Here is a 24,282-nt window from a genome sequence, read left to right on the forward strand (position 1 = left end):
TCGAGCGACCATGGGCCGGAAACCACCCGAAAACACCACTGGGCATCCTCGAAATCATCGAGAATGCCCAGGTCATACGGGGTGCGCCGGCAGGGACTTGAACCGCGAACCCGCAGACCATGGGTGGCGTCGTTAGGATCTTGCGGATGATCACTCCGGAGCCCGTTCAGGCCGTTCCATCCGCGCGTAACGCCAGGGCGTGGAGAAAGCGAGAGGTTCTCGGATTGGTGGTAGCGCTGGGGCTGTGCATTCTGGGTCTCGCATTGCTGACGTTTGGGCTGTGGGCAAATGACGGCAGTGAAGTCAGGACCCCCGTTGCCTCCGGCGCTGGGCGTTCGTCGGACGGTTCTTCGGTATCCGGCGGTAGCTCGGCACTGGTTTCTCCGCGGCTCAGGGCAGCTGAGGCGGCCGTTGTGGGGATCGTCGCCGAGTTGCGGTCGTGTGACCGGCGCCAGGAAGGCAGCGGTTTCGTGTACGCGCCAGAGCGGGTGTTGACCAATGCCCACAATGTTGCCGGCGTTTCCGGATCGGTAACCGTGAATGTTTCCGGGGGGAGGAGCTTTACGGGCGTGGTGGTCTTGTTCGATCCGGGCCGTGATGTGGCGGTGCTGCGTGTTCCGGGTCTGGACATTCCTCCGCTGCGTTTTCAATCCACTACTCGTGTGGGAGACGCCGGTGTCATCGTCGAGAACGCGGGACGTGCCAATGTGACGGCAACGTCAGCCAAGATCATTTCCAGAATGGTCGTCAGCGGGGGGAACATCTTCTGGGAGAACAGGGTCGTCCGCAAGATCTATGTCATCGGTGGGCAGGTGGTTCCTGGAGAGTCCGGAGGTCCGCTGCTCGCTCTCGATGGAACCGTTTCAGGTGTGGTCTTCGCATCTGCTCTGGACGAAGAGGACAGAGGGTATGTCCTCACCGCCGAAGAGGTCGCTTCGGATGCCCTCACCGGTAGGACGGCAGTGAGAGCGGTTTCCACCTCGCGCTGCTCGAAGTGACAGGGGAGAGAACGGAATGGTCGTCTTCTGGCTTCGGATCATTGTCCGGCCCGTGACGCACTGGGTGAGCAGCCTGATGAACCGTGGAGGCTCTGGTTGGTCGGCGGTTTCGCGTCGGAGACCTATCGGGTTGTCGTGTCGGTTGGTTAAGAGATGTGCTGGTAGAGGGTGAGGGTGCCGCCGTGGTAGCGCCAGGTGTGGAGGAGGTGGAAGTGGGGGGAGTGTTGGATGAGGGGGACTTTGGCGCGGCTGAGGGCGCTGTCCTGGCCGCGTTTGCCGGGGACGACGTAGTTGCTGAGGAACCAGACGCGGTCGGTGTGGGCGAGGCGTTGTTCGAATTGGGCGATGGTGATGTCGGTGCCGTTGAGGTTGGCGGCCTGGGCGGGGGTCTGGGCTTGGGACAGGTCGGTGAGGCGGGCGTAGGCGTCGGGGTAGGCGGCGACGGTGCGGCGGAAGCTGCCGCGTTGGAAGACGATGGAGTCGCCGGGTCGCTGGTGGTCGCGCAGGATGGTGGCGGCTTGGCGTAGGTCGTCCATGCGGCTGGTGGGCTCGCGGACGGCGAGGTGGGCGGGGACGGAGATCAGGGCGAGGGCGGTGGCCGTGGGCGCCAGGAGTTTCAGGGGCAGGCGGCTTAGGCCGGCGGCGGCGAGCAGGGCGACTGCGGGGATGCACAGCAGGACGTAGCGGAAGACGTAGTAGGGGTGGATCAGGGAGACGGCGAGCAGGATCGCTGGGGGGAGGATGGCCCAGGCGGTGGCCAGGATCCGCAGGTCGATGCGGGAGGTCGAGGGGGCGGGGCGGCGGGTCAGGCCGAGGGCGGCGAGTGCGGTGATGGGGATGATGAGCAGGGATGAGCCTGCGAAGGAGGAGGCCAGGGCGGTCAGGTCGCGCAGGGTGGGCGGGGCGATCCAGTCGAGCTGGTCCTTTTGCGGGATGGTGATGAGGGCGAGTGGGGTGATGGCCGCGGTGGCCGCGGTGAGGGCGGCGAGCCAGCGGCGGGTGATGGTGCGGTCGGCCGTCCGCCAGAGGGCGAGGGCGTGGACGGGGATCAGGAGCAGGGCGAACAGGTGGACCAGTCCCAGGACCGCGATGGCGGCGCCGTAGCGGGCGAACGCGCTCCGGGTGGGGGCGTCCACGGCGCGGACCAGTAGGTAGGTGGCCCAGACGGCCAGTGCGGTCACGATGGTGTAGGAGCGTGCTTCCTCGGCCCACATGCTGATGGTGGGTGAGGCGGCGACGATCAGGCCGGCGGTCAGGCCGGTGCGGGGGCCGGCAAGGCGGCGGCCGAGCAGGGCGGTGCCCGTGGCGGCGGCGACCGAGCCGAGGGCCGAGGGCAGGCGCAGGGCGAGTTCGCTTCCACCGAAGAGACTCACCATGACGTGGGCCAGCAGGTAGTGCACCGTGTGCACGGCGTCGACGTTGGCCAGAGTGCGGAAGGTGTCGTGCAGGGAGAAGCGGGCCACCTCGGCGGTGACGGCCTCATCACGCCACAGCGAGGGCGAGCCGATCCCCCACAGCGTGATCGCCAGCGCGGCCACGAGCGGGATCACCGGCACCAGCCAGGGACGGGCGGTGAGCACACCCGGCTCTGTCGGCCGGGCGGGGTCAGTGCGCCGGGGGGTGAGCGCTGTGGTGGGGGTCGTCATGACGCTCGCAATCGGATAAAAGCCACATAGGACCCGCAGAGACTAGTGGAAGCGACAGGCAGAAATGGTCAAGACCTGGATGAGTTGAGCTGGCGGTCTGGGGTGGTCATGTCGGGTCGTCGGTCTGCCAGGGATAGAGGAACTGTTCGGAGCGCAGCTGCCATGCTTGGAGGGCGACGGTCAGTTCTGGCTCGTCGGCGGCTGTCGCGGCCCTGATCAGGATGGCCCCGATGTCGTAGTCGAAGCCGTCGAGGCGGTCGGCGTCGTAGTCCCAGTGCTGCAGGCGGAAGGTGCGGGCGCGATCGGTTCGTTTCCAGCCCTGTCGGTGAGCTTCGACGTCGGCTGGGGTGGTGACCGGGGTGATGTCGACGAACGCTCGCCGACCGGGCCGGGATGCGGGTACTTCAGTGACCAATCGCTGGCCGAGCCGCAACGCGTTCAGCTTGTCGGTGGGCCACTGCCGCCCGCTTCTGGTCGGATGGTCTGGCGTGTTCACGCGGCTACCGTCTCTGCCGGTCGCTCGAGGAGTGGGCACGACCAATTCCTTGCGGCCCATGCAGATAGAGCAGCGGCAACACCTCGGTGATACGTGGACTCTTGCGGCACCACGGCGGCGGGATCGCCGAGGAGAACCGCTTGCGCTCGCCGGTCACCAAGGCGGTGCGCCTGTCGTTGGCCCGCGGCGCCCGCACCTCGACAGCACCGGTGCTGGTGAGCACCTGGCGGGGCCGGAGCCGCCTCGTCGGTCTGATCGCGGTCGGACGGGCCGGGGACTACGTCGAGCATCGGGTGTGCCCTCCCGCGTCGGCCTGCTTGGGGAACCTGTTGAGTGATCCGGGAAAGTACCCCCTTCCCGGCGGATCCACGATCAGCGAAATGGTGTGACTCCTTGGTCCGTGGGTTCAAGTGGCGAACCATGGGCTCGGGGGCCCGAGGGGCTCAGATGGCGAAGAGCAGGGCAGCGCTGACGAGCACGGTCACGGCGGTGGCGAAGTGGATGCCGAAGGCCGTCGCCTTGGTGCCGCCGTGACGCAGGACGATGAGGGTGTCGCCGAGAGGGTTGAGGGCGACGACCAGCATGAACCATCCCGCGGCGTGGGCGTCCGCGAAGGCCAGCAGCGCGAGGCCGAGGAGGCCGTAGCTGAAGTCGCGCAGGCCCTTGATGGTCAGGTATGCGGCGTCCCCGTCCTGCCTGGCCGGAACGCCGTAGCCGGCGGCCGCGGCGCGGGGCACCAGCAGGAACCGCGCGCCGATGAAGACGACGAGGACGTCGAGCAGGATTGCCAGGCCGTATGCGATGGGGGTGAGCATCATCTTCTCCTTGGTGAAAGGTGATTGAACGCCGGGAGGCGGTTCAGCCGCGGACGTGCCGGATGCGGCGGGCGTAGCGGGGCCGGCCGACGGCGTGCCAGATCATCCGGACCGGCCAGGGGAGACCGGCGAGCATCATGGTCCGTTCGTCGGCATCGGCGTCCTCGAGCACGAGGCCGAAGAGCGTGAGCAGCGTGAGCTTGGGGGTGTTGGCCACCAGGTGCTCGCCCAAGGCCTTCCACTCCCGGGCCGACAAGTGCCGCGCCGCGAGCGGAAGGAGGGTGCGCTCCTCATCGTCGAGGTGCTCCACGAGCACCTTCCGGTGCTCGACCAGCGCGGCCACGAGGGTGTCGCGTTCGTCGGCTCCGGCGGTCTCCTCCCAGGCGGCCATGGCGGCGTCGAGCCGGCCGAGGGTGGCGGCGACCCGCTCGTGCTGGGCCTCCATGCGGAGCACGACCTCGACGTCCAGATCGACCCGGGCGAGCAGGGGCGGCCACAGAAGCTCGTCCTCGCCGTGGTGATGGTTGTGCAGCCCGAGCCGGTAGTCGCGGAAGTGGTCGGCGAGTACCCGAGCACGGGTGGTGTCACCCGGGGCGACCGCCGCGATGAGTTCGGCGAACAGCCGCGCCTCGCGGCGGAGGGCGCGGTGGACGACCACCATCTCGTGGGTGTTGACGGTCTCGTGGCCGATGCCGGTCATGGGGTCTGCCTTTCGTCGGTTCCTGTGCTGTGAACAGACTCCGCCGGGCGTCTTGGAGGTCATTTGGAGTCGTCTTGGAACCGGGCCGGACCGGACGGGCAACTACGATGTGCGGCGTCATGGTCTTGATCCGGGTGCTCGGCTCCTTCGCGGCGGAGGTCGACGGCATTGCGGTCCCCCTCGGGGGACCGCGGCAGCGCGGGGTCCTCGCCCTGCTGGTGGCCGCGCGCGGGCAGGTCGTGTCGGTCGACCGGCTGATCGACGATCTGTGGCGCGGCGAACCACCCGCCAGGGCCGTGACCTCCCTGCAGGCGTACGTGTCCAACCTGCGGCGGCTGCTGGAGCCAGGACGGCCGCCGCGGACTCCCGCCCGGCTCCTGGTCACCGCACCTCCCGGTTACGCGCTGCGCCTTCCGCCGGAGGCGGTGGACGCCTGGCGCTTCGAGGATCTGCTGAGTGAGGCCCGCGCGGTCACGGCCGCCGACCCGGTGGCCAGGGCTCTGCTGGCCGAGGCGTTGGGGCTGTGGCGGGGACCGGCGTTCGCGGAGGTGGCCGACGAGCCGTGGGCCGCCGACGAGACGGCTCGCCTCGGCGAGCTGCGGCTGGCCGGACAGGAACTTCACGTGGCGGCCGGCCTGCGCGCCGGAGACGTCGCCACGGTAGTGCCGGAGGCCGAGCGGCTCACCCGCGACGAGCCGTTGCGGGAGGAGAGGTGGCGACTGCACGCCCTGGCCCTGTGGGGCAGCGGACGGCAGGCCGACGCGTTGACTGCGCTCCGCCGCGCGCGGGAGATCTTCGCGACGGACCTCGGTCTCGATCCCGGCCCGGAGCTGGCCGCCCTCGAGGAAGCGATCCTTGCGCAGCGCATGGAGGTGCTGCGCGCCTCGGTACCTGGCCCGGAAGACCGGCCATCGGTTCTCATGCGTGAGACCGAGCCCGTCGGGCCGTCGGCAACCGCGATTCCGGCGCCGCCGCTCGACCGGGCCCGGGGCGCGGTCTCAGGCGCGGCCGCGCCCGCGGCGGAGCCGTTCGTCGGGCGTGACGCCGAGCTGTCGACGTTGGTCGCGACCGCGGCGGCGGCCACCGCCGCGGGGCCCCGGGTCGCGCTGGTGACGGGAGAGGCGGGGCTGGGGAAGTCCGCACTGCTCGGGCGTCTGACCGAGCGGTTGGAACAGGACGGTTGGCTCGTCGCCACCGGCCGCTGCCCCGATGCCGAGAGTGCCCCACCGGCGTGGGCCTGGGCAGAGGCGTTGCGTGGGGTGGCCGAAAGCGTGCCCCCGTCCGGGGAGTTCGCCACCGACCTCGCACCGCTGTTGACCGATGCGGCGGGTACGGGCGGTGCCGACGCGACCGAGGGACGGTTCCGGCTCCACCGGGCGGTGTGGTCCTGGCTCGCGGCGGTGGCTCGGGAGCGTCCGCTGGCCGTCGTCCTCGACGACCTCCACTGGGCCGACGCCCAGACCCTGGCGATGCTGAGCGGTGTCGCCGGGGTGCGTGCTCCGATTCTCCTCGTGGCCGCCTACCGCCCCCACGAGGTCGGTGGGCGGTTCACCGAGGCCCTCGCCGTCCTCGCCCGGTCCGCGCCGCTGCGACTTCCCTTGACGGGGCTGCCGGAGCAGGCCGTGGCCGAGCTCGTCCGCGGGGTGTGCGCCACCGATGACGCGACCGTGGCCGCGCTGGCCGAGCGGACCGGCGGCAATCCCTTCTACGTGCGCGAGAGCGCCCGGCTGTTGAGCAGCGAGGGCGCCCTGGTGGCGCTGTCCGACGTGCCCGAAGGGGTGCGGGACGTGCTGCGGCGTCGGCTTGCCCGGCTTCCCGAGCCGACGGTCGCCGTGCTGCGGCTGGCGGCGGTCGCCGGACGGGATGCGGAGGTGGACGTGCTCGTGGGCGCCGCCGACACCGATGAGGACGGCGTGCTGGACGCGCTCGAAGCCGGTCTCATCGCCGGGCTGCTGATCGAACCCGGTCCGGGCCGGGTGCGGTTCGTTCACGCGCTCGTCCGGGACACGCTCGTCGCCGATGTGAGCCGGTTGCGGGCCACCCGGATGCACGGGCGGATCGCCGCCGCCCTGGACCGGGCCGGCCGCGGCGACGATCCGGCCGGGCTCGCGGCGCTGGCTCATCACTACAGCCGGGCGGCGTCGGCGGCGACCGCGGCGAAGGCCGTGGAGTACGGCGTGCGGGCCGCCGAGCTGGCCGAGGCCCGGTACGCCCATGACGTGGCCGTCGCCCTGCTCACCGACGCGGTGGCGAGCTTCGACCGGATCCCCCGCGAGGACCGCGATCCGAGCGAGCGCGTCGATCTGCTCGGCAGGCTGCTCCGGGCCCAGGTGCGTGCCGGGGCGATCGCGGCCGCCCGGGAGACCCGGCAGCGGGCCGTGGAGTTCGCCGAGTCGATCCACCGCGATGACCTGATGATCGCCGCGTTCACGGCGTGGACCGAGCCGACCCCGTGGCAGAGCCGCCCGTACGGTGTCGTGGACCGGCCCATCGTGACGCGGCTGAGCCACCTGCTCGCGCGGCCCGATCTCACTCCGGCGGATCGGTGCCGGTTGCTGGAGGCCTACACCCATGAGCTGATCGGCGAGGCCGATCCGACGGTGCGGGACGCGGCCGAGGAGGCGCTCGCCCTCTCCGCCACCCTCGGCGATCCCCGGCTGAGGGCATCCGCGATCGCGGCCCTGGCCGGCGATCAGAACGACCTCGTACTGCCCGGGCGTGCCGAACTGTGCCAGGAGCTCACCGAGATCGGCATCGAACACGACCTGCCCGCGTACCGCGTGACCGGGCTCCTCATGCAGGCCAACGCGGCCGCCGCGATGAACGACGTACCGGCGCTGCATCGGCTCATCGGCGAGACGCTGGAGCTGGCCCGCGCCTACCGGATGGCCGAGGCGGTCAGTGTCTGCGAATGCGCGCTGGCGACGTTCGCGCACATCGAGGGGAGGTTTGACGAAGCGGAGCAGCTCTACACCGAGACGGCCGAACGGATGGTCCGGCACGGCTCACTGCACGCCGCGGGCTACCTCCAGCTCGCGCTGGCCGCCCTCCAGATGTCGCGCGGACGCATCGCCGAGTTCGCCCCCGCCGCCCGGACACTGCTCGACGACCATGGCCCGTTCGCCGCCGATCTGCTCGCCGTGGCTCTGGCCGCGGCCGGCCTGACCGAGGACGCACGGCGGATCCGCAAGCAGGCCGTGGCGATCCGGCCCGACTTCTTCTTCACGCTCTTCGTGACGCTTCGGGCCATGGCCGTGGTGGCGCTCGACGAGAGGGACGCCGCAGCGGAGCTGTACGCGACCCTGCTGCCCCACCGTGACGGTCCCCCCGCCGGAGCCACGACCCTGTCGTTGGCCATACGCCCGGTAGCGCACACACTCGGCGAGCTGGCCCTGCTGCTGGGCCGCGATGACGAGGCGTCCGGCCACTTCGCCCGGGCGGTCACCATCGCCGAGCTGTGGGGTGCGACGCATTGGGCCACCGAGGCGCGCGAGGCCCTGGCGGCGCTCCAGCCTGGTGATCTCGTATGACCAACGAATGGTTCGGGAGCTATCCCTGTCTGCCGCCAGACCCTCACCGAGCGAATCGATGCAGCGCAACGCCCCGGCCTGACCATCACGATCGATGGCAGTACCAGCTCGTACTGAAAGCAACGGCTCCCGTACCGACCAGTCAGAAATCATCACGCGCGCCTGCTGGTCCGCTCCTTCTTGCTGTCCGCAAGGCGGAAACCGGGGCGAGTCAGGAATGAAGCCGTAGCGGTTGCATGTTGATCGTCGCTGACGACTCCTACTTTCGGGAAGAAGGCAGGCCCATGACGTCATCGCCGATCACCATGCGCGCCGTCCGGCTCTCCGCCCCCGGCCCCGTGGACAACCTGCGGCTGACCACGCTCCCGCTCCCGCCTGAAAGGGACGGCTGGGTGCGCATCCGCGTCGAGGCGTTCGGCCTCAACCGCTCGGAGCTGAAGCTTCGGCTGGGTGTGAGCGCGGGTGTCAGCTTTCCCCGGGTGCCGGGCATCGAGGCCGCCGGCACCGTCGACGCGGCCCCGGCCGGCAGCGGGCTGGCCCCCGGGCAGAAGATCGTCGCGATGATGGGGGACATGGGGCGCACCTACGACGGCGGCTATGCCGAGTACACGTCGGTGCCGCTGTCTCAGGTCATCCCCGTCGACACCGACCTGCCCTGGGAGGTGCTGGGCGCCCTGCCGGAGATGGTGCAGACCGCCTACGGCTCGCTCACCATCGGCCTGGATCTGAAGCCCGGTCAGTCCGTACTGATCCGCGGCGGCACCTCCTCGGTGGGCCTGGCAGCCGCCGCGCTGGCCACCTGGCGCGGCGCCACGGTGCTGTCCACCACCCGGCGGGCCGACCGTCTCGATTCGCTGAAGGAGCACGGCGTCGACCACCCCCTGCTCGACACCGGCGAAGTCGCGCCCGCCGTGCGCGAGCTGTACCCGGACGGCGTCGACGCCGCCCTCGATCTCGTCGGCACGCCGACTCTGCCCGACACTCTGCGCGCGGTGCGCGTGCACGGCACGGCCTGCTTCGGCGGCAGCCTGTCCAACCAGTGGACGGTGCGGGACTTCTCCCCGAACGAGTACCTGCCGAGAGGTGTGCGCCTGGCGGGCTACTTCGGCGACGCCGCCGACCTGCCCCGGGAGGCCTTCCAGGAGATCCTCGACGCGGTCGCGGCCGGCCGGCTGGCCTTCCCCGTGGACCGCGTCTACGACGGCCTGGAGCAGGTGCCGCAGGCCCACGACGACATGGAGCACGACCGCGCCACCGGCAAGCTCGTCGTCCGCGTCCGGCATTAGCCCGGCCTCTTCGGCTGCGCACTCGAGCCCGCGCGTGCAGCGGACCCCGTCGTCCTACGAGGGGCAGGCGTGGACCGGCCAAGCGAGGATGCCGATTTGTTCGGTGGATCACGAGCCGGCTCCGCCCGGCGCGCACGACCGTCATCGAAGTGGTCGGCCCTCGGCGGAGGTGTGGAGAGCGGACGGAGGCCCGTCCGTCGATGGAAGCCTAAGGACGAATCGGGCACCACGTGGTGAGTCTTCGATCGTGAGGGTCCCGTTGTGGGCGTGGGCGATGTCGCGCGAGATGGCGAGGCCGAGGCCGCTGCCTCTCGGCTCCCTGCGCCGGCCGTCGTCCAGCCGGACGAAGCGCTCGAAGACGCGCTCTCGGTCCTGCGGCGCGATTCCAGCACCGTCGTCGCACACGGTGATGACGGCCGAGCCCGCCCCGCGTCTCAGGGTGACATCGACCGTCGTGTCCGCATGCCGCCGGGCGTTGACCAGAAGGTTGTCGATGACCCGGATCAGCTGGATTCGGTTGCCCAGAACGTTCACGCCCCGGACGGCATCGACGTGGACCGGCACGCCACCCGGCAGAGCAGCCGCCTCCTTCACCACCAGCGCGCCGAAGTCGATCGGCTCGTACGCCCCCGGGTCTCCGGGGCGGAGCCGGGCCTGCACCAGCAGGTCGTCGACGATCGTCTCCAGCCGATCGGTGACCGCCAGCGCCTCCCTGATGGTCTCATGCGGGTCGACGTCATCGGCGTAGAGCACCGCCTCCTCCAGCCCGGCGCGGAGACCGGCGAGCGGCGTCCTGAGCTCGTGAGAGGTGGTGGAGGCGAACCGACGCTGCTCCTCGAACATGTCCGCGTTGTCCACAGCGAGGCCGACTCGGCCGGCGATGTCGCCGATAAGAGACAGATCGGCCGAGTCGTACGCCGGGGAGGTCTCGTACCGGGCCAGGGTGAGCGCGCCCAGCACCCGGTGCGGCGTGCGCAGCGGCGCGACGATGACCGAATGGGCGCCCAACTCGTCGTACGGCCGCTGCTGGACGCTACCCGCATCCAGGTCGATTCGCCCGGCCAGATCCTGAGGGCCGAACAGCATTGTGGGATTCCCGCGCAGCACTTGCGCCATCGGCGACCGCGAGGTCTCTGACAACGCCGGAAGCGGCCCCTCCCACTGCTTGCACTCGACGGTGCCCCGGCCCCGCTTGGCCACGACCGCCACCCTGTCCACCCCATCGGCGGGGCCGAGCAGGTCGATCATCGCCCAGTCGGCCAGGCGGGGCACCACCAGATGAGAGAGCCGCCGCAGCGCCTCATCCACCTGCAGGGTGGAGGCCAGCACGGTGCTGGTCTCGGCCATCAGGGACAGCCGGTGGGTCAGCTTCTCCAATGCCTCAAGGGCGGCCGCCTGCTTCTGTTCTACGGCTTTGTGCCGCCACAGGTCGTAGAACAGGACCACCGCCCCGGTGTCCTCCTCCCCGCCCAGTTGGAGCGGGGCCGCTATCACACCCACCGGGAGCAGGCCCCCGGAGCCGTGAAACCACGTCTCCTCGGTGCGGATGTACGCCCCTTCGGCGATCGCGGCCATAATCTGGCAGTCCTCGCGGGGGATCGGGCTCCCGTCGGCGTTGCGGTGCAGTAGGTCATGGGCGTCGGCCCCGATCAACTGCCGTGCGGGGCGATCGAGTAGTTTCTCGGCATACGGATTCACTATGAGGATCTTCGCCGTATGGTCGATCATGTACAGACCCACATGCAGCCCGTGGAACAAGGATCTGACGAGTTCCTCGCTGAACCCATACCTCGCCCAGTCCTCCAGGCCGTCGCTGTCTGTCATGGCGGTTCCCCCTTTCCCCGCCATCTACGCAAACCGCTCAAACGGCGATAACCCCCCTAAAGGGTATGTATCTCGATTGAGATTGGTGACAGTCATCAGGAGATCCTTTGTAGATCGTTATTGGGACACCTTCATCGCGCCGTTCCCGCCGGTACGGCCGCCGCCGGGCCGTCGAGCCGGTCTCGCCTGGTGACCTTGATGTCGGCGCCGATGGGGCTGGGTCCGGTCGGGGAGTTCTGCTCCGTGCAGAGCCACCCGGGAGCCCGGCGATCAGGCCAGCAGGGACATGCGCAGTACCAGAGACGTTCCATGGCCCGGGTCCTCGACCGTCAGGGTGCCTTGGTGGGCGTGGGCGATCTCGCGGCAGATGGCCAGGCCGAGGCCGGTGCCCTTCGGATCGCGGGCGCGTGATTCCGGCAGCCGGGCGAAGCGTTCGAAGATGAGCTCGCGGTGCTCGGGAGCGACACCGGCGCCGTCGTCGATGACCACCAAGACTGCGGTGTCGTCCTCGGCCCGGACGACAACGGTGACGCCGGTGGCGGCATGGCGCTGGGCGTTGTCCAGAAGGTTGGTCAAGAGCCTGGACAGCAGCAGCCGGTCGCCGGAGACGAACACGCCCGGCGCCAGCTCGGTACGGATCGGGACGCGGCCCGGTGTGCGGCGCCGCAGCTCGGTGCGGACGAGCTCGGCCAGATCGGTGCGCTGGTGCTGCCCCGGTCGGTTGGCGTCCAGGCGGGCCAGGGTGAGGATGTCCTCGGCGATCGCCTGCTGGCGTTCGACGTCGTTGAGCAGGTCCTTGGCCATGCGCGGCCAGTCGACCGCGTCCGGGTCCATCAGCGCTTCCTCCAGGCGTAGGCGGGCGCCGGTGATCGGGGTGCGCAGGTCGTGCGAGGCGTCGGCGGTGAAGCGCCGCTCGCGCTGCACGGCCACCTCCAGCAGCTCCAGGTTGTGGTTCAAGATCGTGTACTGGCGTGCGTTGTCCAGGCTCAGCGCGGCCCGCGTGACCAGCTCCTCGGCGAGCAGCAGGTCGTCCCTGGTGAACGGCGCCGGGTTGGAGGTGCGCGCGAACGTCGCGACGCCGAGCACGTCGCCGCGCGCCTCCAGCGGAATGACGATCAGCGAGTGCATGCCGATGGCGTGGACGGTGCGCGCCCGGTCGGGGTCCAGATCCAGCCAGGTACCGGGCGAGGTGTCCAGCACGGGCTCGAAGTGCGGCCGGTGCGAGTGCAGGACCTCCGTGAACGGGGATCGCGGTGGCACGAACACGGTCTCCTCGCGCTCCCAGAGCGACTCGGGCGCTCCGTCGTGCACCGAGGCCACGCCGGCCCGCCGGAAGAGGGGGCTGCTGGTCCTTGTCGCGGCCGGCCGCTGCAGCGGCTCTGTGCCGGGCAGCATCGCCTCCGGCAAATCGACGGTCACGTAGTCGGCGAGGACCGGAATGGCCAGTTCGGCCAGCTCCTGGGCGGTTTTCATGACGTCCAGCGTGCTGCCGAGCCGGACGCCGGCCTCGCGCAGCAGGTCGAGGTGATCCCGCGCCTTGCTGTTGCTGAAATCCAGGGCCACCGAGCACACGCCCAGCGGCCGGCCGTCCGCGCCCGCCAAAGGCAACAGCGAGATGGACAGCGCGCGCTCCTGACTCCCGTGGGACCAGCGGGCCTCACGGTCGATCGTGGGCCGGCTGCCGGCGAGCACCTCGCGCATCGCGTCCTGCACCGCTTCCGTGTCGATCCCCGCGATGACCTCGGTCAGGGAGCGGCCGATCTGGTAGTACGGGTAGCCGTCGCTGAGCTGCTCGGCCGCCTCGTTGAACCAGACGCAGCGCAGGTTCTTGTCCCAGATGGCCATGGCGACGGGGAAGCTGCTGATGAGCGACTCCAGCAGGGCGCCGGTGCCGGTGGACAGGTCGATGGTGGCCGGGATCGCCGACACCAGCCAGGATTCCTGCCGGCTCCCCGCGTCGTCGCCCAGAGTGATCGGGGCGGCCTCGGCGCGCACGATGACCACCTCGCCGTCCCGCCGCCGCACCTCCATCAATCCCGTCCGGGGCAGGTGCGCGCCGGGCCGTTCACCGTCGCGGTCGTGGCCGTCGGGCGCGAGGAGTGAACCGATGGGGCGGCCGAGGATGTCGGCGGCGGGGTAGCCGGTGAGCTCCTCGGCGGCCTGGGTCCAGCCGATCACCGTGCCGGCGCCGTCGACGACGGCGACCGCTGGGGTCGCCTCTCCACGGAGGCTGCCGGCTGCTTTCATGCCATCACCCATCTCCGGTTGGGGACGAGTTTGCTTCCGGATTTCCCAGAATAGCCGCGCCTACCTGCAGTTATGTAAACCTTGACCAAGCTTTGTCGTGACATTACGGCCATGCGGTGCGGGGACGTATCGCCACAGCCCCGCTCAGTGCCGGCGATCCACCAGGATGCTCGGCTCGGTTGCACGATCGCGGCCTCCACGGTGTGGGAGATCCTGCACGCCGCCGGTATCGATCCGGCGCCCCGCCGGGATGGTCCGACCTGGCGGCAGTTCCTCACCGCCCAGGGTCACGCGATCACCGCGTGTGACTTCCAGGCGGTGGAGACCGTCCTACAGGCGCACGACTCGATCCTAGTTTCGAGCGGCACACGTTTCGTTTGCATGGAGTGAGGTTTCCATGGCAGACCAGCTTTGCGAGAAGCCAATTCGAAGAACCGTGGGCCATGTAGGTGTGCCCCGGACGTTCGACGTCCGGGGCACAGGTGTACTACGACTGTGCCGCAGCCGGTTGGCTACGACACATCGCTATCGGCTGGCGAGGATGCACATCTCGGTGAGGAGATCCAGCATCCCTTCCCAGCCATCCACGGCGACGTCGGCCTCGTTGAGCAGTGGTCCGTAATCGGACGTGCACACGTTGACGATGTTCATGCCCCTGTCCCGTCGCCGGTCGAGGAGCACCTTGAAGGCTGATGCGTCCGGTCCGCTGTCGCCCGCGAACAACGCCGCGTCGGGCGTCTCGCGGTCGAGGAACCACCGGAGCGATCGGCCCTTGTCCACGCCGAACGGTCCCAGCTCCACCACCCGGTCGCCCGGGAGGAAGGCCATTTCGGCCTGCCCAGCCAGCTCCTTGAGCCAGCGATGCAGCTCAAGGACCTTCTCCGGGTCAGTGTCGCCGGCGTAGTGGACGGCGACCGCGTGAGACTTCATTTCAATCTGCTCCTCGGGAATGCCGAAGTACTCCAGCTTCCCGCGCAGCTCGTTGACGACCCTGGACCGTTCCTTCGGAACGGCGACCAACTCGAGGAGCTCGCCGTCGCGGTCGAGGCACTCTGCCCCGAACTGCCCCAGGATCGTGATCCCGGGGATGACCAGTCCGAGCCTTCTGAGCTGCTCGACCGACCTGCCGGTGAGGAGCGCCACTGTGCCGAACTGCTGCTTTGCCTGCTCGAGCGTCCCGCGGAGGCGCGGGGCGATCTCAGGCCAGTTCGGCCACTTGACGCCACTCGCCCACAGCGTCCCGTCACAGTCAAGGATCAGGGCGGACCCACGAGGACTCTTCACCATGGCCTCGTAGGCCCCTGACCCCTCCGAGGTCAGGAAACCGGTGCGCCAGCCCGTCCCCTCGGGACGGATGACGCCTCGGTTCCTTCTATTTTCCAGCTCCCAGGACATAGGGGAACGTCCTTTGATCTCGATTGTTCGCAGCGATGCAAGCTGCTGCGTTGTGGCCGATTGCCACGTTGTGGACTGTTCGTAATGCAGGGTGGGTGTCAAGTGGCAGTTACCGCGTTAACATTCCGGATACGTCACCGTCCTCGACACCCCGATGACCGGGTTCTCTGCGGAGGGACACGGCGCGTGGGCGCTCGGCGGGCCTGTCTCCGGTGGCGGCGACAGTCGGTGTGGGTGGCGGGTTTCGGATGTCCGCCGCCGTTCGGCTTGGGCGATGGGCTGACGCACACCTACGGCTACGATCACGTCGACGACGTGGCCGACGAACCCTGAGGCTGGACTGCTCAGTGACGGGTCACTGCTCCGGGAGGTGCCCGCCGGGTGCCGCCGCCCGCGCGTGCGACCTGCTGCGCGGACGTCACCCGGGCCGCGGTCTGCACGTCGGCGTCGCAGGCGAGCACGCTGACCCGGTCGCCGCCGACGCCGACCTCCCGCACTACGCCGGTGACCTCGGCAAGGGCCGCCGTGAGGTCGTCCTCACTCATGGACCCGGAGGTGTCGATGACGATCGCGACGACCGGCAGTGGCGGCGCAGGCTCGGCGGCACGATGCCGCGCAGGGCGGCGGTGCGGCGGGACGGTCACCGGTAGGTGTAGTCGACCGCCCCGGCGGCCCAGGCGACCGCCTCCCGTACGGCGCCCGCGAGCATGCGGCGCCAGTCGACCGTCGGTTCGAGGATCTGGTCCGCCCAGCGTCGCCAGCCGCCCGGGCATCAGCTCGCGGGGTTGGAGCGCCAGCTGGGCGAGAAGGAGGTGCGGTTCACACCGCCGGACCGGGCGTTCGTGGTGGCCCTGCTGCACCGCCTGACGCCCGAGGCGCTGCGCCGGATGAGGCTGTTGGTGCGTCCGGACCCGGTGTCGCGTTGGCACCGTGACCTTGTCCGGCGTCGGTACGCTGCCCGGTCCCCGGCCGAAGCGGCCGGGTCGGCCACCGACGGTGCGTTCCGTCCGGGTCCTGATGCTGCGCCCGGTCCGCGAGAACCCGAGTCGGTGATACCGGAGCGTGCTCAGCCCGAGCTGCTGGTGCTCGGGCTGAAGGTCGCACCCTCCACCATGTGGGAGACACCGAGCGAACATGGTGATCGCTACGCGGCACCACGGGCGACATCACACCCGCTCCATCACTCGGCCTCGTGCCTGAGGATCAGGCGACGGTCACCACGGCGTGCATGCCGCCAAAGGCATGCGGCATCCCCGTCGTGGTGTCCGGGATGTAGTCGAGCAGCGCGTATGTGCCGCTCGGCAGAGTGACGTCGACCACGGATGCCCGGCCGGGCGACTGAGTGCCGAAGTTCAGCACCGCGCCGCCGTTTACCGACGGGTTCTCTCCGCCGGCGAACCAGGCGGTGATGTCGGCGTCCGTCGTGCCGGGCTGGACCTGCACGAACTGCGCGAAATGCAGCTCACCCGAGTTATTGGAGATCCGCAGCGGACCGCGGTGCAGCTTGCCGCCGGGGCCACTCACCACGAACCGGTCGGGCTCCTGCATCGAGACGGACTGGTCGGTCGCCGGCAGGGTGGCGTGCGCGTTGCCGACCACCCGGAACGTCCGGGCCGTCGCCGACGGGTTGTTGACCTGCGCCGCATAGTAGGAGCCGGCCGACAGGACCGTCTTGTACGACACCTGGCCGACGGCGCTGAGACCGCCGTAGAAGGTGGTGTTGTCCACGAACCACCGCATCGCCTCCGCGGCCTTGGCGGCGTCGGCCTGCCAGTTGCCGGCCTCGGTGATCTTGACGTCCATCTGCGGGAGCGTCGCACCGTTCCGGAGCCGGAAGGTCTCGGGGTCGGCGCTGGTGTACGCGCTCGTGATGTTGACATTGATGAGCCCGGCACGGAGCGTCGCACCCTGCTGGATCGCCACCTGCCCGGCGGCATCCTGGCTGAGGCGCAGGGTGCCATCGGGCGATGCCGATGCAGGGGTCGCCGTCAAGCCGAGCGTGGCGACGGTCACTACCGCCGCCAGAGCGCTCATCATCGTGGATCTCACCAAGGCTCCTCTCGAGGCCTTTCTCGACCTCGTCGAAGATGTCCAAGCGCCTGCAGGGGCGTCATTGCTGTCGCCTGAATCATGGTGTATCCGGGGGTGGCTCTGGCTGTGGATCAAGAAAATCGTTGGCAACTCATCCCATAGTCGGCAATTCCTCCCGCGGTTGGCATCCGTTCCGACACTGTTGCCCGGTACGTCGTGACGCCCGCACGTCGCTGCTCGCTGCGCTGCCGCCGGTCTGGAGCTCTCCCCGTCCTCGGTAGTCGCGAACTCCGTGACTTCGGGCAGGTTCGGCCAGGCCCACGCGATCATCGCGGGTGGACGAGACGCCCGCGTCCACGATCTTGGAGAGCGCTCAACCTTCCCGTGGGCGGCTGCTCCACCAGCTTGTCGACCCGCCGGGTGGACACCCCAGCCGGTAAGAGGTGGCGCGGTGGCCGTCTCAGTTCACGACGCCGCGCCTGTCACCAGGGAAAACTCGTACATCACGATCTTGAACGCAACCTCGAGCCCCAGCGAGATTTTGCACTACTCATACCATCCGCCCAATACGGACGAGAGTATTCTGGACATAAGCCTGCGGGGCGAGCGAGGGAGCTCGACCGGAGCGGCGTGCGGTAGAGAGAGCTACGGTTCTCTCGAAAGGCGTCGTCGAAGGTCGCGCTGAGAGGCCAGAAGGTGTGATTGAGACCGGAAGGCGACCTCCAACACCTGATCCGGACAATGCCGGCGAAGGAAGCCCACCTCGCAGGCGCTTGCACGTCCGGACATAGGAGTGAATCGGCGGCGAGCTGATCGACTCGGCTGATCTCTGGGATGGCCCTTCACCATCCATCACCCGACGAACTACGGCAGGCCCTCAGGAACCTCGCCGACCAGCTCACCGCAGCTCGTCGAGCTCCGCCAGGTCCAGCGCCAAGACGTCCTCGTCCTGGTCCTCGCCGCGGTCGGCGGTCACCGCGGTCCCTGGCCTTAATCTGCGGCCGGAGGATCAGGCGACGGTCACCACGGCGTGCATGCCGCCGAAGGCATGCGGCATCGGGGAACGTTGCGACGCCGCCCGGCGTACCTTCATCGGTGATCGAAGACCGAACGCCGCCGCCACTCGCGGAACAAGAGCGGGCTTGGGCGCGCCACCGGCAGTGAACCGATTTACCGCTCCCCATCCATGCGGCTATCGCGCGAGCTTGTGCCAACGCAGAGCAGACGTGCGCGGGGGAGTCTGGATGATGAGGAACCGGCGTGATGCTAGGGCGTTCTGGACAACGTCGGGCGTACGACGAACTCTTGGTCCGGCGCGTTAGTTGTCGAGTTCGGCCAGGTCGGGAGCGAGGGCGGGTGGCCGGATGAGCTGTAGGTGGGGGTAGGGGATCTCGATGCCCTCGTTCTGGAAGCGGCGATGCAGGCGTTTGAGGAACTCGTGCTTGATGCGGAACTGCTCGCCGAACTCGATGATGCGCAGGATCACGGTGAACTGGATGCCGGAGTCGGCGAAGGTGTGAAAGCGGACCAGGGTCTCGTGCTCTTGAACCGCGCCTTCGATCTCTTTCATGATCTCGTTGCCGGTCTCGATGACGACCCGCTCGACGTGCTCGAGATCGCTGTCGTAGGCCACTATCGCCTGGACGAGCAGCGACATGTCTTGTGCGGGGCGGTGGTAGTTGGTCAAGATCGTGTCGGAGAACCGCTGGTTCGGGATCACCTCGATGTTGCCGGACAGGGTGCGGATCGAGGTGTTGCGCCAGTTGATGTCGACGACGTAGCCCTCCTGGCCGCTGCTCAGTCTTATGTAGTCGCCGGGCTCGATGGTCTTGGACGCCAGCACGTGCACGCCCGCGAACAGGTTGGCCAGGGTGTCCTGAAGGGCCAGCGCGACCGCGAGGCCGCCGACGCCCAGGGCGCCCAGCAGTGGGGTGATGGAGACGCCGATGCTCTGTAGCATCACCAGGACGCCGATGCCCAGCACTACCACTCGGGTGATGTTGGCGAAGATGGTCACGCTGGCCGCCACGCCCTGGCGGGTCATCGCGATCTGGGTGACGATGCCCGAGATCAGCCGGGCGCAGGCGAGTGAGATGACGATGATCGTCACGGCGGTCAGTACCTTGCCGGTGACCTGCAGTGTGCCCGGCTTGAGGGCGAGCATGTTCGCCGCGAACCAGACGCCGCCGAGCAGCGCCAGCGGGACGGCCACGTCGTGCACCAGGCGTGCGGCCAGATCGTCCCAGGCCGCGCGGGTGTCCCCAGCGCGTTTGGTGAGCCGTCCGATCACCATGCGCAGGATGATCGCGAGGGCCAGGGCCGCCACGATCACGATCGCGGCGACGATGACCCGGCCCCAACCCAGGGATTCCGGCATAGGCGAATCTCTCCTTGTTGTGGTCCCCTGCAGCCGACCGCACCGCTTTCCGATCACGTAGCAGTACGTCGCTCTTTCGCGGGATTTGGCGTTTGGTTGCGATCTTGCTCAATCGTAGTGAAAGCCCGCGGCGCGGGGGCCGGTGCGGCTGGTCACGCTCGATCAGATCCTCCGATGTCCTCTACGGCAGTTCGATCAACTGGACGAGCCGGGTGATCAATGCCCACCGGAGGTGGGCGGGGACGCGTGCATCGGAATCCCCAGGTCAGGCTGGGTGGACCTGTCACACTGCGCTTGCCGAAAGCTACATCCATGCAGGTGAGAGCCATGGTCGCCGGTGGAAGAACACCGCGACATGGCGGCTCGGCTGGTCGTGTCGGAAGTGGGCGCGGGGACGCTCTCTCCCGCATGGGCGCGGAGCTGTTCTGGCCGCCCAGGGCTTGCCAGAACACCTTTGAGTTGGCCGAACAGGCAGTGATCCGCTTGATCTATGGGCAGGGGAGGCCGAGGTTGCGGTGGGCCATGCGGATGAGGCGGTGGATGGCGGTTTCGGTGTCGCCGAGGGGTTGCAGGAGGTGGCTGAGCATCAGCCGGGTCAGGGCGTCGCAGGTCGCGGCGACGTCCTCGGGGTCGAGGCCGGGTTCGCGTTGCAGGATCGGTTCGACGAGGAGGCCGGCGGCAATGTCGATCAGGGTTCCGGCGTCGGTGGTGATGAAGGGGAGCAGGCCGCCTCCTCCGCTGTGACCGGGGTCGGCCAGGATGGCGATGAGGACCCGGTTGGCCGAGCCGTGCTCGAACCCGAACCGGATCGCGGCCTCGATGACGGCCGAGGCATTGTCCGCCATACGGATCTGGGCGTTCACGCCCTCGCTGAACCTGGTCGCCTCACGCAGGATCAGTGCCCCGCCGATCTCTTCCTTGGTGGCGAACTCCTTGTAGAGGGACTGCCTGCTCACCCCGACGGCGGCGGCGATCCCCGTCATCCGCACGGCCGACCAGCCGGACTCCACCAGGACCCGGTACGCCGCGTCCATGGCGTCCTCACGCATCTGTCTGCGCACACGGACCTGGAAGCCGGCGGAAACATCCACGCCCGCACCCTACAACGCGACACTCTTTTTAAAAAAGTACCCATCCTTGACGGTTTTAAAAAATCTGTCACCCTCTGGGTATCCGCCCGTCCAAGGAGACGCACATGACGCCCCAGGCAATCCGTTCCGACACCGCAGACCAGCTGTTCTACGACGCCATGATGGTGACCTCCCACGACGACCCCTACCCCACCTACACCCGGCTGCGCGAGACCGCCCCGGTCCTGCTCACCGCCGACGGGACCCTCGTGCTCAGCGGGCACGCCGGCTGCTCGGCGGCACTGCGCCACCGATCGCTCGGCAAGGGCGACGAACTGCTCGGCATGAGCTTCACCGACATCGCCCCCGACATCCTCGCCCGGATCACCGAACGCATCGGGCACAGCATGATCTTCGCGAACCCGCCCGCCCACACCCGGCTGCGCCGCCTGGTCAGCGACCAGTTCACCAACCGCCACGTCCAGGCTCTGCGCCATGTCGTCACCCAGCGCGCCGACAAACTCCTCGACCAGCTCACCGCCGACCCCGCTGCCGACTTCGTCGCCTCGGTCGCGCTGCCACTGCCCCTGGAGGTCATCGCCGACCTCCTCGGAGTACCCGAGGAAGACCGGGAGGTGCTGCTCCCGCTGGCCCGCACGGCCTCCGCCTTCACCTCCCCCGACGTCTCCGCCGACGACCTCGCCCACGCCATCGAGTCCGAAACCCAGACCGTCGCCCACTTCGTCGGGCTCCTGGCTGACAAGCGCCGCTCGCCCGATGACGACCTGCTCAGCCGCCTGGTCGCCGACGACCAGCTCACCGACGAGGAAATGATCTCCACCGCCCTCCTGCTGTTCGGCGCAGGCTTCGAGACCACCACCAACCTGCTCGCCAACGGCCTCGCCGCCCTGTTCGCCAACCCCGCCCAACTGGCCCGGCTCCGCGCAGACCCCACCCTCATCCCCACCGCCGTCGAAGAGTTCCTGCGCTACGACCCGCCCATCCAGATCGACGCCCGCACCGTCCTCGAACCCGTCACCCTCCACGAGGTCGACCTCACCCCCGGCTCCCTGGTCATCACCCTCCTGGCCGCGGCGAACCGCGACCCCGCCCACTTCACCGACCCCGCCACCCTCGACATCACCCGCACCGACAACGACCACCTCGCCTTCGCCGCAGGCCCCCACTACTGCCTCGGCGCCCACCTCGCCCGCCTCGAAGCCCAAATCACCTTCGAACGGCTCCTCACCCGCTTCCCCGACCTCCAGCCCTCACCGCACGCCCCCGCCCGCCGCCCCGGCCTCGCCATCCGCGGTTACACCTCCTTCCCCCTCACCCTGAACTGCGGCGTTCTCCCCTAAACGGACAGACCGGCTCCCTCGCCCCATCAAGCACGCCCCAGATGTACGACCAGCGCCATCGCCTGGACCTACTGAAGTCACTCATCCGCTCACTCAGGCAGCCGCCGGGGGATGGCGGCTGCCTGACCTGCATCCTTCAGGTCAGCCGCGTTCGGCGGCGCCCGCAGGGGCCGGAGCGACCGGTAGGGCGGTGGCCCGGACCTGAGCGCGGTGCCGGGTCACGGCCAGCAGCAGGGCGCCGAGCGAGACCACGACGATGCCCGCACCGAAGATCTGGAAGGTCTGGACCGCCCCCAGGTGGCGCACGGTGAAGCCGGCGGCGATGGCCGGCAGGGAGATGGCGGCGTAAGCGACGATGTAGAACGCCGCCATGACCTGGGCGCGTCGGTCCGGCGGCGCGGCGGCGCCGACGGTGCGCAGCGCGCCGAACATCCCGAAGCCGACGCCCAGCCCGATCACCACGCTGGCCGCGATGAACCCCGCCGCCGTGCTGATGGACAGCGACCAGGCCATGAGCGCGACACCTGCGATGAGCGCGACCGTCCCCCAGGCGACCTGGACGGCCGGAGCCAGCTTCTGGGTGAGCAGCGGCGGCAGCGCCGACGTACCGCCGAGGGCCAAGATGGCCAGACCGGCGGCGAGATTGCTCGTGGTGTGCATCAGAGCGGGGGCCAGCGTCCCGACGAGCCCCAGGTAGATGCCGATGATCGACCACGTGCAGGTGATGCCTAGGCCCGCGAGGACGAAAGGGGTGACGATCTGGCGCGGCACACCGGGCGCCGCGATCCGGAATCCGGTGCGCCCCGTCACGGACTCGGGCACCAGCAGCATGCCGAGGAGCAGCAGGACGTTCAGCGCGGCGAGCACGATGAACGGGGTGACCAGCGGTCCTGGGGCGTACTGCACGAGCACCGCGCCGAGCAGGCCGCCCACCCCGACGCCCAGAGCGCTGGCGACGACGTTGTACAGGCTGGCCTTGGCCGGGTTACCGCCCTGGTACAGCTCGAGCAGGGCCGCGCCGGCCGCGCTGATCGCGATGCCGGTGGCAAGCCCCTGGACGGCACGGGCGGCGAAGAGCCAGGCGGCGCCGGACGCGCTCATGAACACCACCATCGAGGCGAGCAGGCCGAGCAGACCGACCACGATGACCGGCCGGCGGCCCCACGTGTCGGAGACCCGGCCGAACGCCAGCAGCGAGGCCAGCACCCCGAAGCAGTAGGTGGCGTAGATCAGGGTCACGGTGGAGGTCTGCAGGTGCCAGTTGATCGCATAGAGCTTGTACAGCGGCGACGGCATGGCGGATGCGGCAAGGCACAGCCCGATGACCCCGGCGGTCAGTGCGAACGCCAGCCCGGGCCGAAGCCGTCGCGCGGACGGAGTAGCGAAGGTCTCGTTGTTCACGTCCATCAGCCTCGCCGGACGGCCTTCCGGTGACGAGTGGCAGAACTGCCCATCTTCATCAAAATCCTGCCGCTAGCGTGGAGACATGACAGTCAACACCGGAATCGTGGCCCTCGCCGTCACCGTCGGCATGCCGATGTTCGAGCTGTCCATCGCCTGCGAGATCTTCGGCATCGACCGCAGCGAACTCGCCGATCCGTGGTACGAGCTGCGGATGTGCGCCGCCGACCCCTACGCGACGCCGACGCAGAACGGCTTCGCGCTGCACACCCCGTACGACCTCGATGCGCTCGCCACCGCCGACACCGTGGTGGTCCCAGCGCTCCCGCCCGACAGCGTGCTGTCGGACGACGCGATCGACCCGCGACTGCTTCAGGCGCTGAACGCGGCGCACGCGCGCGGGGCACGCATCGTCTCCCTGTGCACCGGCGCGTTCGTCCTGGCGGCGGCCGGACTGCTGGACGAGCGGCGGGCCACCACGCACTGGATGTACACCGACATCCTGAGCGCGCGGCATCCACTGGTGCGCGTCGATCCCGCCGTCCTGTATGTGGACGAGGGCGACGTGCTCACCAGCGCGGGCCGCAGCGCCGGCATCGATCTCTGCCTGCACCTCATCCGGACCGATCTCGGCGCCGAGATCGCGAACCACGTCGCCCGGCGCATGGTCGTGCCCGCCCATCGCCCCGGAGGGCAGGCGCAGTACATCGAGGCCCCGGTCCCCCGCGCGGGCGACGACGGGCTGGCCCCCGTGCTGCAGTGGGCGGTCGAGAACATGGATCAGCAGCTCACCGTGGCACAGATGGCCGACTGTGCCGGGCTGAGCTCACGCACCCTGGTCCGCCGGTTCCATGAGGCCACCGGCACCACTCCGCTGCGCTGGCTGCACGCCCAGCGCCTGGCGCGGGCCCGGCACCTGTTGGAGGCGACCGATCTGCCGATCGAGCGCGTCAGCCGGCTCTGCGGCATGGGTTCAGCCGGAAATCTACGCCATCATTTCACCCGAACGGTGGGCGTGACCCCGATGGAGTACCGGCGCACCTTTCACCGTCCTCTCACGCCCGCCCTGTGATCCGTCAGGCTCTCCAGCCCGGGTACTGCGTGA

19 protein-coding genes and 1 pseudogene are annotated in these 24,282 nt (G+C 69.2%); 6 read left to right on the top strand and 14 right to left on the bottom strand.

The features are described from left to right. Positions 1 to 146 precede the first annotated feature (146 nt). Entirely contained in the window at positions 147 to 998 is an 852-nt protein-coding gene (locus ACRYCC_RS06365; protein ID WP_433809626.1) for a trypsin-like peptidase domain-containing protein, read from the top strand. Between the two features lie 146 nt (positions 999 to 1,144). Here the strand turns inward: ACRYCC_RS06365 and ACRYCC_RS06370 are convergent, their stop codons facing one another. The 5 genes and pseudogenes from ACRYCC_RS06370 to ACRYCC_RS06390 all read right to left on the bottom strand — a co-directional run bounded on the left by ACRYCC_RS06370 (position 1,145) and on the right by ACRYCC_RS06390 (position 4,655). Continuing rightward, positions 1,145 to 2,644, bottom strand: a complete 1,500-nt coding sequence (locus ACRYCC_RS06370; RefSeq protein WP_433809627.1) for a glycosyltransferase family 39 protein — start codon at positions 2,642 to 2,644, stop codon at positions 1,145 to 1,147. 106 nt (positions 2,645 to 2,750) lie between these two features. After that, entirely contained in the window at positions 2,751 to 3,140 is a 390-nt protein-coding gene (locus ACRYCC_RS06375) for a hypothetical protein (RefSeq protein ID WP_433809628.1), read from the bottom strand. 55 nt (positions 3,141 to 3,195) lie between these two features. Continuing rightward, positions 3,196 to 3,369 (bottom strand): annotated as a pseudogene (locus ACRYCC_RS06380) (IS256 family transposase); the annotation flags it as partial. Between the two features lie 214 nt (positions 3,370 to 3,583). Next, positions 3,584 to 3,958 (bottom strand): DUF4267 domain-containing protein, encoded by a 375-nt coding sequence (locus ACRYCC_RS06385; protein ID WP_433809629.1) that lies wholly within the window; start codon positions 3,956 to 3,958, stop codon positions 3,584 to 3,586. A 40-nt stretch (positions 3,959 to 3,998) separates the two neighbouring features. Continuing rightward, positions 3,999 to 4,655, bottom strand: coding sequence for a hemerythrin domain-containing protein (locus tag ACRYCC_RS06390; protein WP_433809630.1), 657 nt, complete (start codon positions 4,653 to 4,655; stop codon positions 3,999 to 4,001). Positions 4,656 to 4,774: 119 nt separating this feature from the next. On the opposite strand from ACRYCC_RS06390, the gene ACRYCC_RS06395 reads away from it, so the two are divergent. Together ACRYCC_RS06395 and ACRYCC_RS06400 are read left to right on the top strand one after the other, a co-directional pair. Further along, the gene (locus tag ACRYCC_RS06395; RefSeq protein ID WP_433809631.1) at positions 4,775 to 8,185 is read left to right on the top strand and encodes an ATP-binding protein; all 3,411 of its coding nucleotides are present in this window, start codon (positions 4,775 to 4,777) and stop codon (positions 8,183 to 8,185) included. A gap of 284 nt (positions 8,186 to 8,469) precedes the next feature. Beyond that, positions 8,470 to 9,471 carry a zinc-binding dehydrogenase gene (locus ACRYCC_RS06400; protein WP_433809632.1) on the top strand — a complete coding sequence of 334 codons (1,002 nt, stop codon included), beginning with the start codon at positions 8,470 to 8,472 and terminating at the stop codon, positions 9,469 to 9,471. 141 nt (positions 9,472 to 9,612) lie between these two features. Here ACRYCC_RS06400 and ACRYCC_RS06405 read toward each other — a convergent pair whose 3' ends face one another. Beyond that, positions 9,613 to 11,295: an ATP-binding protein gene (locus ACRYCC_RS06405; RefSeq protein ID WP_433809633.1), complete on the bottom strand. Its 1,683-nt coding sequence runs from the start codon at positions 11,293 to 11,295 to the stop codon at positions 9,613 to 9,615. Positions 11,296 to 11,565: 270 nt separating this feature from the next. Continuing rightward, complete coding sequence (locus ACRYCC_RS06410; RefSeq protein ID WP_433809634.1) at positions 11,566 to 13,542, bottom strand: PAS domain-containing sensor histidine kinase; 1,977 nt, start codon at positions 13,540 to 13,542, stop codon at positions 11,566 to 11,568. Between the two features lie 147 nt (positions 13,543 to 13,689). Between ACRYCC_RS06410 and ACRYCC_RS06415 the strand changes: the two genes are divergently transcribed. Then, positions 13,690 to 13,932, top strand: coding sequence for a hypothetical protein (locus ACRYCC_RS06415; RefSeq protein ID WP_433809635.1), 243 nt, complete (start codon positions 13,690 to 13,692; stop codon positions 13,930 to 13,932). Between the two features lie 135 nt (positions 13,933 to 14,067). Here ACRYCC_RS06415 and otsB read toward each other — a convergent pair whose 3' ends face one another. The 6 genes from otsB to ACRYCC_RS06445 form a co-directional block, all read right to left on the bottom strand. After that, positions 14,068 to 14,937, bottom strand: a complete 870-nt coding sequence (gene otsB / locus ACRYCC_RS06420) for a trehalose-phosphatase (protein WP_433809636.1) — start codon at positions 14,935 to 14,937, stop codon at positions 14,068 to 14,070. Positions 14,938 to 15,281: 344 nt separating this feature from the next. After that, positions 15,282 to 15,482 (bottom strand): hypothetical protein, encoded by a 201-nt coding sequence (locus ACRYCC_RS06425; protein WP_433809637.1) that lies wholly within the window; start codon positions 15,480 to 15,482, stop codon positions 15,282 to 15,284. A gap of 95 nt (positions 15,483 to 15,577) precedes the next feature. After that, positions 15,578 to 15,676: a hypothetical protein gene (locus ACRYCC_RS06430; RefSeq protein ID WP_433809922.1), complete on the bottom strand. Its 99-nt coding sequence runs from the start codon at positions 15,674 to 15,676 to the stop codon at positions 15,578 to 15,580. 464 nt (positions 15,677 to 16,140) lie between these two features. Continuing rightward, a complete protein-coding gene (locus ACRYCC_RS06435) occupies positions 16,141 to 16,986 on the bottom strand; it encodes a hypothetical protein (protein WP_433809638.1) in 846 nt (281 codons plus the stop codon). Between the two features lie 1,300 nt (positions 16,987 to 18,286). Continuing rightward, positions 18,287 to 19,345 carry a mechanosensitive ion channel family protein gene (locus ACRYCC_RS06440; RefSeq protein WP_433809639.1) on the bottom strand — a complete coding sequence of 353 codons (1,059 nt, stop codon included), beginning with the start codon at positions 19,343 to 19,345 and terminating at the stop codon, positions 18,287 to 18,289. Between the two features lie 488 nt (positions 19,346 to 19,833). After that, positions 19,834 to 20,436, bottom strand: coding sequence for a TetR/AcrR family transcriptional regulator (locus tag ACRYCC_RS06445; protein WP_433809640.1), 603 nt, complete (start codon positions 20,434 to 20,436; stop codon positions 19,834 to 19,836). A 104-nt stretch (positions 20,437 to 20,540) separates the two neighbouring features. Here ACRYCC_RS06445 and ACRYCC_RS06450 point away from each other — a divergent pair, with 104 nt between their 5' ends. Continuing rightward, entirely contained in the window at positions 20,541 to 21,776 is a 1,236-nt protein-coding gene (locus tag ACRYCC_RS06450; protein WP_433809641.1) for a cytochrome P450, read from the top strand. Positions 21,777 to 21,917: 141 nt separating this feature from the next. Here the strand turns inward: ACRYCC_RS06450 and ACRYCC_RS06455 are convergent, their stop codons facing one another. Then, positions 21,918 to 23,177 carry an MFS transporter gene (locus ACRYCC_RS06455; RefSeq protein WP_433809642.1) on the bottom strand — a complete coding sequence of 420 codons (1,260 nt, stop codon included), beginning with the start codon at positions 23,175 to 23,177 and terminating at the stop codon, positions 21,918 to 21,920. A gap of 85 nt (positions 23,178 to 23,262) precedes the next feature. On the opposite strand from ACRYCC_RS06455, the gene ACRYCC_RS06460 reads away from it, so the two are divergent. Next, a complete protein-coding gene (locus tag ACRYCC_RS06460; RefSeq protein WP_433809643.1) occupies positions 23,263 to 24,249 on the top strand; it encodes a helix-turn-helix domain-containing protein in 987 nt (328 codons plus the stop codon). The last annotated feature ends 33 nt before the right edge of the window (positions 24,250 to 24,282 follow it).

Origin of the sequence: Actinomadura scrupuli, from assembly GCF_050971785.1 — a bacterium.
GTDB classification, from domain to species: domain Bacteria; phylum Actinomycetota; class Actinomycetes; order Streptosporangiales; family Streptosporangiaceae; genus Actinomadura_E; species Actinomadura_E scrupuli.

Bases quoted from the DNA above. Each gene is read 5' to 3' on its own strand.
- ACRYCC_RS06365 (WP_433809626.1), top strand. From the start codon at position 147: ATGATCACTCCGGAGCCCGTTCAGGCCGTTCCATCCGCGCGTAACGCC.
- ACRYCC_RS06370 (WP_433809627.1), bottom strand. From the start codon at position 2,644: ATGACGACCCCCACCACAGCGCTCACCCCCCGGCGCACTGACCCCGCC.
- ACRYCC_RS06385 (WP_433809629.1), bottom strand. From the start codon at position 3,958: ATGATGCTCACCCCCATCGCATACGGCCTGGCAATCCTGCTCGACGTC.
- ACRYCC_RS06390 (WP_433809630.1), bottom strand. From the start codon at position 4,655: ATGACCGGCATCGGCCACGAGACCGTCAACACCCACGAGATGGTGGTC.
- ACRYCC_RS06395 (WP_433809631.1), top strand. From the start codon at position 4,775: ATGGTCTTGATCCGGGTGCTCGGCTCCTTCGCGGCGGAGGTCGACGGC.
- ACRYCC_RS06400 (WP_433809632.1), top strand. From the start codon at position 8,470: ATGACGTCATCGCCGATCACCATGCGCGCCGTCCGGCTCTCCGCCCCC.
- ACRYCC_RS06405 (WP_433809633.1), bottom strand. From the start codon at position 11,295: ATGACAGACAGCGACGGCCTGGAGGACTGGGCGAGGTATGGGTTCAGC.
- ACRYCC_RS06410 (WP_433809634.1), bottom strand. From the start codon at position 13,542: ATGAAAGCAGCCGGCAGCCTCCGTGGAGAGGCGACCCCAGCGGTCGCC.
- otsB (WP_433809636.1), bottom strand. From the start codon at position 14,937: ATGTCCTGGGAGCTGGAAAATAGAAGGAACCGAGGCGTCATCCGTCCC.
- ACRYCC_RS06425 (WP_433809637.1), bottom strand. From the start codon at position 15,482: ATGAGTGAGGACGACCTCACGGCGGCCCTTGCCGAGGTCACCGGCGTA.
- ACRYCC_RS06440 (WP_433809639.1), bottom strand. From the start codon at position 19,345: ATGCCGGAATCCCTGGGTTGGGGCCGGGTCATCGTCGCCGCGATCGTG.
- ACRYCC_RS06450 (WP_433809641.1), top strand. From the start codon at position 20,541: ATGACGCCCCAGGCAATCCGTTCCGACACCGCAGACCAGCTGTTCTAC.
- ACRYCC_RS06460 (WP_433809643.1), top strand. From the start codon at position 23,263: ATGACAGTCAACACCGGAATCGTGGCCCTCGCCGTCACCGTCGGCATG.